The following is a 16,107-nucleotide window of genomic DNA, read 5'->3' as shown; positions in this document are numbered from 1 at the left end:
GAAACCAAGTGGATGATGTGATTATACGGTACAGTTAGGATGTTTTAGAATACAATGAATAATTGAAAATAGTGAAATTGACACTTAATTAGCACAACCGGATTAAGGAACATAAAAACAAGATATTCAAATTATCTGCACACATGCATAGGAAAAGAAAAAATAAATAAGAAATGGGGAAATTAAAGAGGTTTTCAGATTTATACCATACTGTGCCGTCATTTTTAAATGATACACATACGCCAAAATCTTCTGTAGAGAAATGATATTCACCCCATTCAACCAAATAGATAAATATTATTGTTGTCTATTTTCTTTTATCAAATACGAGAACGTTAACTTTGATTAGATCATCGCTTAATAGATTTCTTCCATATGAAAACTAATATTCGCAGCAAAATATTGTAAATATAACCCGTTTAATAGTATAATAATTACATATTTTGTTAACAGGAGGATATTTATGAAGAAATTAGTTTTATTTATTACAATGTTGTCTTTGTTTATGGCGACATCCTTAACGGCTGATGCACACCCAGGTCGTCTTGATAGTAATGGTGGTCATAACTGTTCTGAAAAGTCTAAAGCAAAAGGTCTTTGCTCAGGTTATCACTATCATAATAAAGGCAACGAGGTAAAGGCTTCTACCAATATAAATCAAAAAACGCCAACACCTCAAAGCAAACCAGAACCTGTGCTTACAACTGTAGATGTATATATCAATAACGTTAAGCAATATTACAACCCAAGTGCTTATATTAAAAACGGAACAACTTTAGTTCCTATGAAAGCTATTTTTGTATCACTTGGGGCAACTGTTACTTATGACAACGCAACAAAAAAAGTGACTGCACACAAAGATAATAAAAAAATTGTCATTGGCATTGGAAATAAAAAAGCTTACGTTAATTCAAACGGCGTTACAACTGCAATTAATTTAAATCATGCAGCTGAAATTTATAAAGGTACAACTATGGTGCCTTTACGTTTTGTAAGCGAAACACTAGGTGCAGGTATTACGTTTGATGGCGCTGTATATATTACAACAAAATAATTAGTATGAATTGCTAGGGTAGGCAGCCTATTATTTCGTGCTGATTTTATATACCTTTCTAGTAAGTCTTATTCAACATCGCAATCTCGTAACCGTAAGATGATCTTAAAACTGATAAATAAAGAGGGCTTGAGGAAATAACTTAGTTATTCCTTAAGCCCTCTTTTTAATTTTGATTAATTTGATTTAAGATCCGAAGAAGTTCTATTATCCTCTTCTTCCCTTCCTGCAAACTGTCTTGTGCTCCAATGCATGATGGACACCCAGAATCACAAGGACAATTCGAAACATGCTCTAAGGTTTTGACTAAAAGACTTTCCCATAAGTCATAAACCTTTTCACTTAAGCCGATACCACCAGGATACTTATCATAAACAAAGAATGTTGGCATTTCATTGTGAGATGCCTTTACCTGAGGTACGACAGCTACATCGCTGCTGTCACATTGGATAAATATCGGAATAAAGGCGTTCATTGCATAAGCTGCTCCAGTCATCGCATCTGTTAATTCAGCTTCGGACCACTGGTCTACTCTGTTGAATGATAGCCACGATGAATTCGTATGCATTTCATCTGGTGGTAAGTGAATAGGACCAGAACCGATATTATCGTGTGTACCGAAGCGTATTTTTTTAAATATCGTTGCCTGTGCGACTAAGCCAACATCACCGAAGCTAATAATGCCACCTTTATATTCTCGGCTCCGATCTTCTTCTAGCACCTTCATCTCAACTGCTAGATTAGCGTCAGTATAATAATCAACATCTACTTCTCGTACAAAGGCTTTCTTTTCGTCCCAATCAAGCTTTTCTACTTGAAATTGAATGCCCTGATGCAAATAAATAGCCTCTTCATGTAGTAATGTCATCGCACTATGACGATCCATTTCACCAATAACCTTTGTTTGTGCAGGGACAGTCATATCAATGATCACAACATTTTCTTGCGAAGCAGATCGAAGACTAATATCATGTGCTGGAAAACGCTCACTCATCCAATGCCACTTCTCACTCGTTTTAAAAACAACGCCTTCCTCCGCTAAATAGTCAAGTAACTCCTGAATCTCATATTCACCATACGTATCATGCGTGGAAAATGGTAGCTCAAACGCTGCACATTTCAAATGATCCATTAAAATTAACATATTTTCAGGATAAATACGCGCTTCCTCAGGTGCACTACCAAGTAAAAAGAGTGGATGGTTCACTACATATTGATCAAGTGCGGCTGATTGTGCTACATAAATAATTAGCGCCTCGTCCTGACGACGGCCAGCACGACCCGCTTGCTGCCACGCACTTGCGATATTTCCCGGATACCCTGTCATAATACATGCTTGTAATTGGCCAATATCGACGCCTAATTCTAGCGCATTTGTACTCACTACGGTTTGAATAGTACCGTCGCGAAGCCCTCGTTCAATAACACGTCGCTCAGAGGGTAAATAACCACCACGATAACCTCGCACTGATTCATCTAAAAGCTTATTGCGTGTAAGCTCCTTTAAATACGTCACAATCATTTCTACTCGCACACGACTTTTCGCAAAAATAATGGTTTGAATACCTGCTGTATATAATCTTCTAGCGAGGTCACTCACCTCCAAAACAGCACTTCGACGTACGCCAAATGTTTTATGGACGATCGGTGGGTTATAAAAAAGAAAAGTCTTTTTCCCAACAGGCGCTCCAGAATCACTAATTAAGGCATGACTCTCATTTGTTAAAGCTTCCGCCAGCTCCTTTGGATTTTTAATGGTTGCTGATGTACAAATGAAAATCGGCTTACTACCATAAAACTCACAAATACGCTTCAACCTTCGAATAACATGCGCAACATGTGAGCCAAACACACCTTTATATGTATGCAACTCATCAATGACGATATACTGTAAATTTTCAAATAGTGAAACCCATTTCGTATGATGTGGCAATATCCCCGAATGAAGCATATCCGGGTTTGTCATCACAATATGCCCTGCCTTACGTACTTTTTGACGAATGCCTGGCGCAGTATCCCCATCATACGTATAGCTTAATATTTCTTCACCGCTTTGTTCGATTAATTCATTTAAATCATTTTTTTGATCCTGCGCTAAAGCTTTCGTTGGAAATAAATAAATAGCACGTGAATTTTTATCTTCTAATATTTTTTGAAGTACCGGTAAATGGTAGCAGTATGATTTTCCAGACGCAGTTGGTGTTACAGCAGTAAATGAAACATCTTCCATTGCATAATCAAATGCCTGACGTTGATGAGTATACAGTTGTTCAATTCCTCTTGATTGAAGAGCCTTTACAAGTGAAGGATGTAAGTTTGCAGGGAAAGGTGCATATTTAGCCTCTCGCCCTTCAAGCGTTTGCCAGTGTACTATGCGTTCCTTCAATTCCTCATCATATCTCCACTCGCTTAACAGTTCACTAATGGTCCTTTTTTTCGATAACATCTGATTGTGTCTCCTTCACTACCCGTTCTAAAATTTCCAACGTATACGAGGTTGAATGAATCGCATCTAAAAAACGCTTTTTACTTGTTTCCTTATAAAAGGATTGCACAACAAATTGCTCCATCGATTCTGCCGCTGAAGCAATTTGTTGTGTATGCATATATTTTGGTCGATTTTTTTGAATCCACTCATTCGCCTCTTGTTTCCATTCTTTTAAAAGTTGGTGAATGATATCTGCGTGTGGCTTAACCTCCTCAAAAAAGTCGGGAGTACGATCCTCCTCACGCATTTGCCAGAAGCGTGAAACACATTTTTCACATTCATCTATTAATTTGGAAGTTTGCTGTAATAATAACAAATTTCGCACCTCTTCTTATTCAATTAAGGCTCATCACCAAAATGGGTGGATTTCCGTTCCAACTGGGCACTTGCTAAGGACATTTGATAAGCCGTTTGGGCATTAGTCACACTTTGTTCCTCTATAGGTGCTCCAAGCCTTATAACACGGCATACATTTAAAAAAATGTCTCCCAAAATTTTTGGCGATGAGCGTTAAAATATATTTTTATTATTAGGTTAGTACTACTTAAAATACAGATTGAACTACATTAATATAAACGCATAATCTCATTATAAGCTAGTTTCGAACCTGCTATCTTAAAATTCATCTACAAAATAATTTATGCTATATGAGTAATTTCTCCCAACAATAGATAGAAGTCTTTATTTATGCCTCATCACCATAACGCGGGATTGATTTTCGTTCCACAATCCCGAAGCCTTTATCACAAAACGTATGCTTTTTAGCCCTCGTCCCACTCACATCTTTGACCAAGGAGTCCCCTGTTTCAGTAAATGTCTAATCAAACATATCACTCTAGGTGACAAATACTGTATGAAAAATGCTCATATTGAGTTAGTTACACTGCATATGAGATAAGTGTACCAAAGTCTATCATTTTTCACTACTAATAGGCGAACAAGCATTCTTTACTTGCCAGTTCTTTTCTGCTAAGCTTACTTTCTGGCTAACAGATTTGAGCTGTTCAAAAAAATGCATACTCTGTGCATTGTTTTCCAAAGACACTCTTGTTAACAGTAATTGATTGACCAGATCCAACTGCGCAACTAATTGTTTTAACTTGTTCAAAATAACGCCTCCTTTGCTTTAATTTATGTATTCCTCGTATGTATAAAATTACCTTCATGCGTGACAAAATAAGCGTAAGTTAGCTGAAAGAAGAAGTATTTCGATAAAGATTAGTTGACCTAGTCTAGTAAATTCTCTTGTCTTGAAACTTGGAATCAAGTAGAGAAGTTAGCGTGGCATACCGTGTTTTCTATAAAATCCGCTTGAAAATTTCATCAGTTATTTTGGCGATTCGCGTGAAAGAGCTAATTAAATTACTTGCTATTTTTCGACTTTAAGAGGCGAAAATTGCCCAAAGATTGATCATCTGCAGGTAAATTTAACTATAAAAAATCTAGCGTCAATCATACTATTAATGGAAGTAGAGAACTGCTACTTAATCGTGGTAAACTATTGTATAATAGCAGTATTATAGAGGGTGAACTAAATGACAATTCGTTATCCGAATGGGAAATTGTATTCCCCAAATCCTACTGTTCAAAAAACGGTAAAAATGGGGAAAGAAAAAGATTTTTCTTTTAGTAATCGAGGTAAAACACTAGAAGATGAAATTGATGAAGCAAACGATTATTATGTAAAAAGACGACTTGCTATCATTCATAAGAAACCTGTTCCCGTGCAAATCGTCAAAGTAGAGTACCCATCACGAAGTGCTGCAGTTATTCGTGAGGCTTATTTTCGAACACCGTCAACAACAGATTACAACGGTGTTTGGAACGGGCGTTATATTGATTTTGATGCAAAGGAAACCGCTTCAAAGACCAGTTTTCCCCTAAAGAATATTCACTTACATCAAATGACACATATGCAGCAAGTGACGGAACAAAATGGTGTGGCCTTTATTATCGTTCGTTTCTCGGCTTTTGAACGATATTTTATCGTGCCATACGATGTTTTACAAAAGGCCTGGCTAGCGATGGAAAACGGTGAACGTAAATCGATTCCCTTTTCAACTATAGAAAAGGAAGCTTTTGAAGTTCCTACAAGCTATTATCCACGTATCGATTATTTACCGATTATCCAACAGCTCATTGAATTACAAAGTCATGGTTCTGAAAGTGAGGAGATAGTAGAATGACTGAACGTCGTCCAACACGCGGTGAGCATCAAAAGGCTCTCGCTCAAAAAAATAAAAAAAGCGCTCCGAAACCATCGAAGAAAAAATGGTTTAAGCGCATTACGCTAACACTTGTAGCAATTATGGCTGCATGTTTTATTGGTGGTGCTGGGTTATTCGCCTATTACGCAAGTACCGCACCTGAATTAGATGAAAACTTACTGAAGGACCCCGTTTCTTCTGAGTTCTATGATAAAAACGGTGAATTATTTGCCACAATCGGTGCAGAAAACCGTAAATATGTAAAATATGAAGATATACCTAAGGATATGGTTAATGCAATCCTTGCAACGGAAGATGTACGCTTTTTCGAGCACGGTGGTATGGATTTTTATCGCCTTGGTGGAGCAATACTCGCTAACTTCCGTGATGGCTTCGGGGCACAAGGGGCCTCTACATTAACACAGCAAGTTGTTAAAAACTCATTTTTACAAAATGAGAAAAAATTAAAACGTAAAGCGCAGGAAGCTTGGTTAGCCTTCCAATTAGAACGTAAATATTCAAAAGAAGAAATTTTTGAAATGTACTTTAACAAAATGCTGATGTCAGGTCGTGTTTATGGCTTCGGAACAGCAGCCCAATATTTCTATGGGAAAGAACTAAAAGATTTAGATTTAGCTGAAGAAGCATTACTTGCAGGTTTAGTACAGCGCCCAAATGCTTACAATCCATTAAAAAATCCTGAACTTGCGGAAAAACGCCGTAATACCGTTCTAGGATTAATGTATCAACATAAAAAAATTACAAAAGCCGAGATGGAAGAAGCAAAGAAAGTAAACGTTCAGGCTGGTCTAGCTGACGATGCGACACGCCAAAAATTTGCTGGCTCTAAATACGATGCCTTCCTTGATGTCGTTATTAATGAACTAGAGGATAACGGTGATGGTAGTGCAATGGCAGAAGGTATTAAAGTTTACACAACACTTGATCCTAATGCTCAGCAAATTGTTGAAAATACTATGAATGATGAAAGTAACTTCCCAACAGAAGAAATCCAATCGGGTGTAGCTGTCATTGATACGAAAACTGGTCAAATTCAAGCAATCGGTGGCGGACGCAATTACGGGGCTGAACGTGGTTGGAACTATGCATATGACTTACATCATCAACCAGGTTCAACTATGAAACCATTAATAGATTATGGTCCAGCAATCGAAAATTTAAAATGGTCAACAGGTCAAACACTTGTGGACGAACCAATGAACTACACTGGTACGCGTCAAACGATTACAAACTGGGATAATAAATATATGGGTGCTATAACAGCACGTAAAGCTTTATATGCTTCACGTAACGTTCCAGCTGTTAAAGCATTACAAGAAGTTGGTATTGATAAAGCTAAAGAATTTATTGGTCGTTTAGGTATTAATGCTAAAAATATTTATGAATCTGATGCGATCGGTGGTGGGGATATTACAATGTCTCCTACTCAAATGGCTGCTTCCTTTGCAGCATTTGGAAATAATGGTGTTTACACTGATCCTTATTCAATTACAAAAATCGTTTACCGTGACGGTAAAACAACAAAAGACTACACACCAGAGTCTAATGTAGCGATGAGCGATTATACAGCTTATATGGTGACAGATATGTTACGTGATGTTGTCGGCAATAAGCCGGATGCATCAGGTACTTACGCCAATGTACCTGGATTAGATATCGCAGGTAAAACAGGTACAACAAACTACGCAGCTGCAGATTTTAGCAAGCATAATTTACCGGATACAAGTGTACCGGATTCATGGTTTGCTGGGTACACTACAAACTATTCAATCGCTATTTGGAGTGGTTATGAAGAACACTTTGATCCAATTACAACTTGGGATGAGCGTCGTTTACCACAAACTTTATTTAAACAAATTATGCAAGATATTTCGGAGAACGTTGAAACACCACGTTTCAAAAAGCCAAATTCAGTTGTTGAAGCTACAATTGAAGTAGGATCAAAGCCACTTAAATTAGCAAGTAGTTTTACTCCGAATGAGTTACGTCGAACAGAGCTATTTGTACGTGGTTCAGAGCCTAATGAAGTTTCAAATGAATATGCTGCACCAGAGCTTTCTACACCTTACAATGTAAGTGCAAGCCTAGATTTAGAAGGTCAATCTATCAATATTTCTTGGGAGCATGATGCAATGCTTAATCCGGATTCAAATGAACCGCTACCAACAACCTTCGAAGTATCCGCTAAAAAAGAAGGTGGAGAGACTATTTCTCTTGGTACAGCGGATAGCAAAGGTTTAACAGTTAGCAACAAATTGGAAGATGGCAACTACACGATTTCTGTCGTAGCAGTTGTAGATGGTACACGCAGTAAACCAGGTACAACTACTTTCCAAGTAACAGGTACGGCTGAAGAAGATAAAGAGCCAGATACTCCTGAGGAACCTGATATTGAGGAACCAACGGAACCGGACGAAAATGGCAATACCGAGGACAACGGTAACCACAATGGTAACGGAAATGATAACAATGGCAACAACGGCAACGGGAATGGGAATGGCAACGGCAATGCAGGTGAAAATGGTAACAACGGCAATGCAGGAAATGGCGGTACACCGCCAGGTAACAATGGCAACAATAATGGTAGCCAGCCACCAACAACGCCAACTGACCCAACCGCTCCGGATGATGGTACCGGTAGTACTGAATAAAATAAAGCAGAGTAGCTTAACGCTACTCTGCTTTATTGTTGTTAGAGATTAAATAAAGTATGATTATTCGGCAAAACTTTTATTACTCATGCTGATGAGCTCAGTTTTATAGGAATACTTTGAAAATTTATCGGAACATAATATGATTTTATCGGAACAATTTTAACTTTCATCGGAATATTATCGCGTTTTATCGGAACAATTTTAGTTTCTATCAATTTTGGTAGCCTGCAAACGTAGTCGCGCTGTTCGTTTTTTTGTTTCCTTATATAATTCATCAAGCTGACGATAACAAGCATATTGGCTAGGCTTTGCTTTTATAAAGTTTAGTCGTTCGACACCGTTAATGGGTAATACTTCATCCCCTGCTTCCTGCACTAAACGCTCAAACAATACAATGGCCTCTTCCATCAATCCTTTTGCTTCACCATTCCTTGCATCATGTGCTGCATGAATTTTGGCTTCAAGTTCCATCCATTCTGCAAACCAAGCATCTATTTTTTCTTTTGCGATTGCCTCTACATTCACGATTCCTTCACCAGCCCTTTTTTCAAACGCTTTTGCCCTTCTCTACAATCATCAAATAAAGGGCATGTGTGACAGCCAGGATTTTGAGCCTTACAATGGTAACGACCGAAGAAAATTAGCTGATGATGTGTTTTCGACCACTTGTCCATCGGTGTTTTTTTCATAATTGTTTCTTCGACTTCTAATACTGAATCCTTCCAGCGACAAAGGCCTAATCGTTTAGACACGCGCTCCACATGTGTATCCACTGCAAGTGCAGGAATATCAAAAGCTACAGACAACACGACATTAGCCGTCTTACGACCAACACCTGGCAACGTAACTAGTCCTTCACGATTTGCTGGTATTTCTCCCCCGTATTCCTCTAATAGTCGTTGACATAATGCTTGAATGTTCTTCGCCTTATTTCGATACAAGCCGATGGAGCGAATATCCTGTTGCAGCTCCTCTAAAGATACAGCTAAATAATCTTCAGGCTTTTTATATTTTTGAAACAACGTTTTCGTTACTTTGTTTACAAGTACATCCGTACACTGTGCAGATAATAGCGTAGCAATAGTAAGTTCAAACGGATTGTCATGCACCAGCTCACAATGTGCATCAGGGAACATACGATCCATTTCCGCTAGACAATGTTCCCATTGTTTTTTTGTTAACATGTCGGAAGCCCCCCTATTCTCTTTCTTCTAACCAATTATAAAATGGTACCTTATTTGTCGACTGCGATTCTTGCTGCATTGTACGAACTGACGGTCTTTTAAATGTTTGCTTTTCACGGAACTGCTCGCTTTGTTTCTGCGCAGCCTGTGGTGTCGTAATATTTTTCTTTTTCCACTCCAGTAGTATTCGATCAATATAACGAATACTTAACTTGCCAGCAAATACAGCCTCCTTCAACGCCTCTTTAATAAGCGCAGGACTATGCTTATCGTCATCTAACCAAGACCCTATTTTTTCTAGTTCTAAAGGAGATAAAAGACGTCCCATTTCCTCTTCAAATAATCGAAAAATCTCACCCTCTTCTTGTCGGAGTGATGCTGCTGATTTTTGCTGTTCCTTCATTTCAATAATCTGCATAATACGCTCCCAAAGTGGGTATACCGAGTATTTTTCATATAGTTTGCCATTTGCGTCGACGTCACTTGTTATTTCAAGGAAACCCTTTTGCATTAATCGCTGTAGATGTGAAGTAATATCACTGCTAGGCATTGTTAGACGATTCATTAGATCATTAGGCGTTGGAAAATCATTACCCTCCGTGTAGAATGCAAGTAAATGCATAACAATCAATGCCTCATCATCCTCAATTTTTAACTCCTTATAAAACTGAAAAAAAAGCTGAGGAATATGAATCATTCTCTGCTCAGTCCATGTACGGAGTCGATTATTATTTGCGCTCATATGATACTTGACTCCTTTTCCATCGTAAGTAGAAAAGCCGCGTAGACATATCACTACGCGACTTTTTTTAATTTTACACTTTCAAAACCTAAAACAAACTAGTTATAGCTTATGGATATAAGCGGTTTAGTAAACGTGGGAATGGGATTGTTTCACGAATGTGCTCCGTGCCAGAAATCCATGCTACTGTACGTTCTAACCCTAGACCGAAGCCTGAATGTGGTACAGAACCTTGTTTACGTAACTCTAAATACCATGCATAAGCGTCTAAAGATAAATGATGTTCTTCAAGACGAGATTGTAATAAATCAAAGTCATGGATACGCTCAGAACCACCAATGATTTCACCATAACCTTCAGGTGCAATTAAATCTGCACATAATACTACATCATCTCTGTCAGGATGTGGTTGCATGTAGAATGGTTTAATGCCTACTGGGTAGCAAGTGATGAATACAGGTTTGTCAAATGAATTAGCAATTGCCGTTTCATGTGGTGCACCGAAATCATCGCCCCATTTAATATCATCAAATCCTTGTTCATGCAATAATTTTACAGCATCGTCATAAGAAATACGCGGGAATGGCGCTTTAATATTTTCAAGTTTAGACGTATCACGACCAAGTCGCTCTAAATCTAATTTGCAATTTGCCAGAACAGATTGCACAATATGCTCCACGTATTGTTCTTGTACTTCTAAGTTTTCTTCAAATTCAGCAAATGCCATTTCCAACTCAATCATCCAAAACTCGATTAAGTGACGGCGTGTTTTAGATTTTTCAGCACGGAATGTTGGACCGAATGAGAATACTTTACCTAAAGCCATCGCAGCCGCTTCCAAGTAAAGTTGACCAGATTGAGAAAGGAATGCATCTTCATCAAAATATTTTGTATGGAATAGCTCAGATGTACCTTCAGGTGCTGAACCCGTTAAAATTGGTGGATCCATTTTTGTAAAGCCTTTGTTGTTAAGGAACTCATAAGTTGCGCGAATAATTTCATTACGAATTTTCATGATCGCATGTTGCTTACGAGAACGTAACCATAAGTGACGGTTATCCATTAAAAACTCAGGACCGTGCTCTTTTGGCGTAATCGGAAAATCAGTTGCAGCATGTAGTACTTCAATACCCGTTACAACAAGCTCACAACCAAAGCTTGAACGCTCATCTGCTTTAACCTCACCTGTAATGTACATGGAAGTTTCTTGAGACATACCTTTTGCAATTGCAAAAATTTCTTCGCCTACTTCTTCTTTTACAACAACGCCCTGTACAAAGCCAGAACCATCACGAAGTTGTAAAAAGGCAATTTTACCACTTGAACGTTTGTTAGATAACCAAGCACCTAGCTTGATTGTTTCGCCGATATGCTTTGGCATATCTTGAATCATAATTTTTTTCATAGAAATCCTCCAAAATTGGTTAAAAGGATTAGTCTTGCCATTTTGATTTTACAAATGTATCAATTCGACGGACTGCCTCTTCTAATAAGTCTAAAGATGTAGCATAAGATAATCGCATTGTAGTTGGTGCACCAAAGCCAGAACCTGGGATCACTGCTACGTTTGCTTCTGTTAAAATATCCGCAGCGAATGCATCTACAGAATCATAGCCAGTATGAGCCATAGCTTCTGCTACATCTGGTAATAAGTAGAATGCACCTTGTGGTTTTAATACGTTGAAGCCAGGAATTGCACTTAACTGTGGATAAATTTTTTCAAGACGTGCTTCGAATGCTTGACGCATTTCTTCTACAGCGTCTTGTGATCCATTATAGGCTTCCACTGTTGCATATTGTGCAGTTGTTGTTGCGTTCGAAGTAGAGTGTGATGCAAGGTCAGTCATTGGTTTAATAATGTCCGCATCCCCTGCAGCATACCCGATACGCCAGCCTGTCATAGAGTGAGATTTGGCAACACCGTTTACAACGATTGTACGTGCTTTCACTGCATCAGATAGCTGTGCAATTGAAAAATGCTCAATACCATTGTATACAAGCTTTTCATAAATTTCATCTGACACGATTAAAATATCTTTTTCTTCTGCAACTGCAGCAATTTCAGCTAGCTCTTCGCGGGAATAAATCATACCTGTTGGATTGCTAGGAGAGTTTATAATTACTGCTTTTGTTTTATCTGTCACAGCAGCTCTTAATTGATCAGCAGTAATTTTATAGCCTTGCTCACGTGTGCCTTCCACATAAACGGGTACACCGCCTGCTAATTTAACTTGCTCTGGATAAGATACCCAATAAGGAATCGGAATAATAACTTCATCGCCCTCGTTTAAAATAACTTGGAATAAAGTGTAAAGAATATGTTTTGCCCCAACACCTACAATTACTTCATTCGGCTTGTATGTAAGATTGTTGTCGCGTTGAAGTTTATCGATAATAGCTTTCTTGAGTACCGGAAGACCGCCAGCAGGTGTATATTTTGTTAAGCCTTTTTCCATTGAGTCAATGGCAGCATTTAAAATATTTTGTGGCGTGTTGAAGTCTGGTTCACCAGCGCCTAGGCCAATAACATCAATACCTTGCTCTTTTAACTCCTTCGCTTTCGCAGTAATGGCTAAAGTTGAAGATGGTGTTAAAGTTTTTACACGGTTTGCTAATAAATTTTTCATTCGGGATCTACTCCTCTTATAAATTCGTAATGCGCTTCCACCAGTCGCCGTCCTTAAACATAATATAGACATAGTTGAGCTTATCGTGATCGTTTAGATATGAAATTTCCCAAACAGCACCTGGCTCCTCATAGCCTAATTTCACATTGAGGACTTTTTGTACATTTCCTTCCTTTTTTAAAACCGATAATGCTTCCTTTTCCGTAATACCATCTTTTAAATATACATCCTTAATCGAATCAGCTTTTAGATTCGTCGGAACAAAGACAGCTTTTTTATCACCATATTCATCTACCCCGAACACAGTGACATACGAATGTTTGCCATTATATGTGTAGGACTCCGAGACAATTGCAAGGGCTTTGGCATCTAGTGCCAACTGTTCAGCCTGTTCTTCAATTGAATCGAATGGAGCCTCGGCTTTCCAGAGTACTAAAATACTAATGACAAGTGACAACGAAACCATAAAGACAGCAATGAAAATCAACCAGTTTTTCATATATTCACCTTATGTTTCACATCTAGCTTATTCTTTAACACGAATGCCTGATGCTTTTGCATGTTTATAACTGCGTATACATTCATTTTGCTTTCCATTTTTGTCAACCTGCTTTCTTTCCTCATACCACAACATTATACAACAATTTTGTGCTGTCGTGTTTCTTAATTTCATATATTGTACGTTGATAACATACCGTTTTCAAATGATTCGGGTAGCAATTTTTCTCTTTTTCGTTCAGCCTTAAAAAAAGGGAACCTTTTTAAAGTAAAAATTCCTATTCACCATTGCAAATAGAAAGTAAAATTATAGCTTTGAACCATCGCTAATTCATATATAACACAGTTCGCACTGCATCCAGATTTAGCGCATACCACTTCCAATCTACTTGCTCAACTGGATTTTTTTATGAAATTTTTTATAGTTGCTCAAACACTCTTACTTTGCTTGGAATATCGAACTCCTGCTGATGCTTAAATATCAGTATTTTTTATTCGCAAAATTATCTCCATTATTGTCCTTGTCGCCCATTATTTTTACCCATATTATGAGGTAATTAGCAATTTTAAGAATTAATAAAGGGACGTGATGTTTTGACTAAAGAAGTTAATCCTACAGATCCAACAACAATACCAAAATTTGTGAATGAACTACCAAAACCGGTGACCGCTAAACCAAAATACTATAAAGGACAACAAAGAAAAGATTATTATGAACTTAAAATGATGCAAGCAGAGCATTGTTTCCACAACGATTTCCCAAAATCAATTATATGGGGCTATAACGGGCTTTATCCCGGACCAACTATTGAAGCTAAAAAAGACAAGAGCATTTATGTTAGATATAAAAATCAATTGCCCTTAAAGCACTTTTTACCAGTCGATTTTACACTTCATGCGGCAAACGATTCCCAGGAAGTAAGAACTGTTACACATTTACATGGCGCAAATGTCGATTGGGAAAGTGACGGACATCCCGAGGCATGGTATACAAGAGATTATGCGCAAACAGGCCCAAAGTTCAATAAAGAAATACACGAATACACGAATCATCAACCTGGCACAACACTGTGGTATCATGATCATGCAATGGCGCTTACTCGTTTAAATGTGTATGCGGGATTAGCGGGCTTTTATTTACTTCGGGATTCACTAGAAGAACGTTCTAACTTACCTTGTGGTGACTATGAGTATCCCATCTTAATTCAAGATAAATCGTTTAATGAAGATGGCTCTCTATTCTATCCTGATGAACCACCATTCCCAGTCCCTGTACATCCATCTATTACACCTGGATTTGTTGGTAATACCATCGTCGTAAATGGGAAGGTTTGGCCTTATTTAAATGTCGAACCTCGTAAATATAGATTTCGTTTTCTCAATGGCTCCAATAGAAGAGGTTATCTCATTAGCCTTTCAAATGGAGATCATATGATACAAATCGGAACAGATGGAGGTTTTTTATCAGCCCCTCATGAAATTCAATCTGTTGAGTTATTGCCGGCAGAACGAACAGATGTCATTGTTGATTTTTCAAAATGCGAAGGTCAAGAAATAACGTTAGTTAACTCTGATGAGGATTTTATTGATGAACATACAAGCGTCATCATGCAGTTTAAAGTGTGTCTTCCTCTAATGTGTGAGGATACTAGTGAAATTCCAGAAAGACTTGCTGCATCAATGGATTTACATGCACACGATGCACATATCGAAAGACATTTACCATTAACAGCTACAACAGATAATTTTGGTCGACCAATGTTATTATTAAATAATCGTATGTATCATGACCCTGCTACTGAAAAGCCTGCACTTGATAGTATAGAAATATGGAATTTTATTAACGCCACACCGTTTGATCACCCTATTCATCTACATTTAATTCGATTTAAAATACTAGAACGACGCCCTTTCGATATGGAGCTATATCAAAATGAAGGCAAACTTACATTTATAGGTCCACCTGAAGAACCGCATGACTATGAGCAAGGTTGGAAGGATACTGTAAAAGCGGAAGCAGGGAAGATGACAAAAATTATTATGCATTGGAAAGATCATGTGGGCCACTATATGTGGCATTGCCATTTCCTAGAGCATGAAGATCATGATATGATGAGACCAATACTCGTTATGAAGGACGTTCACCCTGTACAACAGCCACATGCTGAAATCCCACATGAAATAGAGCATTCATCAGAACAAAGTCAAAACGACTCTCCTATTGTTACAGGTAATAATGAACACACCGTACCGCTCCTTAATACCATTCAAAACAATACTCCGACAGAAGAAATAGTAGAAAACTCTTACTCTTCTTTACAAACAACATATTTAGAAGACGATATAGAATTTAATCCGCAAACTATTCCTTTCTTAACTAGTACTCAAAATATTACTCACTCTACTGAATCAGCTTATATAGAAGACAATGTGGAATATAATCAGCTATCTACACCATTTTTGAACAATACTCAAAATATCATTTTTTCAAAAGAAGAACACTCAGAACATCATAAAGTTTCTAATATTGAAAGTATCCCTCAGCCACCCCACTCGTCTGCTGAGTTTCAAACACGACAAAGAATATCACCTAGGCATCGGAGAAGATGGTTTTAATGCTGCAAATCTAAAG

Annotated in this window: 13 protein-coding genes; 4 read left to right on the top strand and 9 right to left on the bottom strand. The window is 37.9% G+C overall.

Annotation, left to right across the window (positions count from 1 at the left end; all coding sequences use genetic code 11):
- The first annotated feature begins 463 nt into the window (after nucleotides 1–463).
- Nucleotides 464–1,054, top strand: a complete 591-nt coding sequence (locus ACFTQ7_RS07385; RefSeq protein ID WP_386827945.1) for a copper amine oxidase N-terminal domain-containing protein — start codon at nucleotides 464–466, stop codon at nucleotides 1,052–1,054.
- A gap of 166 nt (nucleotides 1,055–1,220) precedes the next feature.
- On the opposite strand, the gene ACFTQ7_RS07380 is transcribed toward ACFTQ7_RS07385, so the two are convergent.
- The 3 genes from ACFTQ7_RS07380 to ACFTQ7_RS07370 form a co-directional block, all read right to left on the bottom strand.
- Nucleotides 1,221–3,500 (bottom strand): DEAD/DEAH box helicase, encoded by a 2,280-nt coding sequence (locus ACFTQ7_RS07380; protein WP_386827944.1) that lies wholly within the window; start codon nucleotides 3,498–3,500, stop codon nucleotides 1,221–1,223.
- A complete protein-coding gene (locus ACFTQ7_RS07375) occupies nucleotides 3,475–3,858 on the bottom strand; it encodes a YppE family protein (protein ID WP_386827943.1) in 384 nt (127 codons plus the stop codon). The genes ACFTQ7_RS07380 and ACFTQ7_RS07375 overlap by 26 nt, the downstream gene beginning before the upstream one ends.
- Before the next feature lie 597 nt (nucleotides 3,859–4,455).
- The gene (locus tag ACFTQ7_RS07370; RefSeq protein WP_079560000.1) at nucleotides 4,456–4,650 is read right to left on the bottom strand and encodes an endonuclease; all 195 of its coding nucleotides are present in this window, start codon (nucleotides 4,648–4,650) and stop codon (nucleotides 4,456–4,458) included.
- 427 nt (nucleotides 4,651–5,077) lie between these two features.
- Here ACFTQ7_RS07370 and recU point away from each other — a divergent pair, with 427 nt between their 5' ends.
- Both recU and ACFTQ7_RS07360 read left to right on the top strand, forming a co-directional pair.
- A complete protein-coding gene (gene recU, locus ACFTQ7_RS07365; protein ID WP_386827942.1) occupies nucleotides 5,078–5,728 on the top strand; it encodes a Holliday junction resolvase RecU in 651 nt (216 codons plus the stop codon).
- Nucleotides 5,725–8,421 (top strand): PBP1A family penicillin-binding protein, encoded by a 2,697-nt coding sequence (locus ACFTQ7_RS07360; RefSeq protein ID WP_386827941.1) that lies wholly within the window; start codon nucleotides 5,725–5,727, stop codon nucleotides 8,419–8,421. The genes recU and ACFTQ7_RS07360 overlap by 4 nt, the downstream gene beginning before the upstream one ends.
- A 204-nt stretch (nucleotides 8,422–8,625) precedes the next feature.
- On the opposite strand, the gene ACFTQ7_RS07355 is transcribed toward ACFTQ7_RS07360, so the two are convergent.
- The 6 genes from ACFTQ7_RS07355 to ACFTQ7_RS07330 form a co-directional block, all read right to left on the bottom strand.
- Nucleotides 8,626–8,949, bottom strand: a complete 324-nt coding sequence (locus ACFTQ7_RS07355) for a YpoC family protein (protein WP_349660757.1) — start codon at nucleotides 8,947–8,949, stop codon at nucleotides 8,626–8,628.
- Nucleotides 8,946–9,608 carry an endonuclease III gene (nth, locus tag ACFTQ7_RS07350; protein ID WP_386827940.1) on the bottom strand — a complete coding sequence of 221 codons (663 nt, stop codon included), beginning with the start codon at nucleotides 9,606–9,608 and terminating at the stop codon, nucleotides 8,946–8,948. The genes ACFTQ7_RS07355 and nth overlap by 4 nt, the downstream gene beginning before the upstream one ends.
- Before the next feature lie 13 nt (nucleotides 9,609–9,621).
- Nucleotides 9,622–10,350, bottom strand: a complete 729-nt coding sequence (locus ACFTQ7_RS07345) for a DnaD domain-containing protein (RefSeq protein ID WP_386827939.1) — start codon at nucleotides 10,348–10,350, stop codon at nucleotides 9,622–9,624.
- 109 nt (nucleotides 10,351–10,459) lie between these two features.
- A complete protein-coding gene (asnS, locus tag ACFTQ7_RS07340) occupies nucleotides 10,460–11,755 on the bottom strand; it encodes an asparagine--tRNA ligase (protein ID WP_349660760.1) in 1,296 nt (431 codons plus the stop codon).
- Between the two features lie 28 nt (nucleotides 11,756–11,783).
- Nucleotides 11,784–12,977, bottom strand: coding sequence for a pyridoxal phosphate-dependent aminotransferase (locus tag ACFTQ7_RS07335; RefSeq protein ID WP_349660761.1), 1,194 nt, complete (start codon nucleotides 12,975–12,977; stop codon nucleotides 11,784–11,786).
- Between the two features lie 16 nt (nucleotides 12,978–12,993).
- Nucleotides 12,994–13,476: a cell wall elongation regulator TseB-like domain-containing protein gene (locus ACFTQ7_RS07330; protein WP_349660762.1), complete on the bottom strand. Its 483-nt coding sequence runs from the start codon at nucleotides 13,474–13,476 to the stop codon at nucleotides 12,994–12,996.
- A 593-nt stretch (nucleotides 13,477–14,069) separates the two neighbouring features.
- On the opposite strand from ACFTQ7_RS07330, the gene ACFTQ7_RS07325 reads away from it, so the two are divergent.
- Complete coding sequence (locus ACFTQ7_RS07325) at nucleotides 14,070–16,091, top strand: multicopper oxidase family protein (protein ID WP_386827938.1); 2,022 nt, start codon at nucleotides 14,070–14,072, stop codon at nucleotides 16,089–16,091.
- Nucleotides 16,092–16,107: the final 16 nt, after the last annotated feature.

Source organism: Lysinibacillus sp. NPDC056959 (assembly GCF_042674095.1).
GTDB lineage: Bacteria > Bacillota > Bacilli > Bacillales_A > Planococcaceae > Lysinibacillus > Lysinibacillus zambalensis.
The sequence above is the reverse complement of the archived record's forward strand: the minus strand, read 5'-3'. Positions and strand labels throughout refer to the sequence as shown.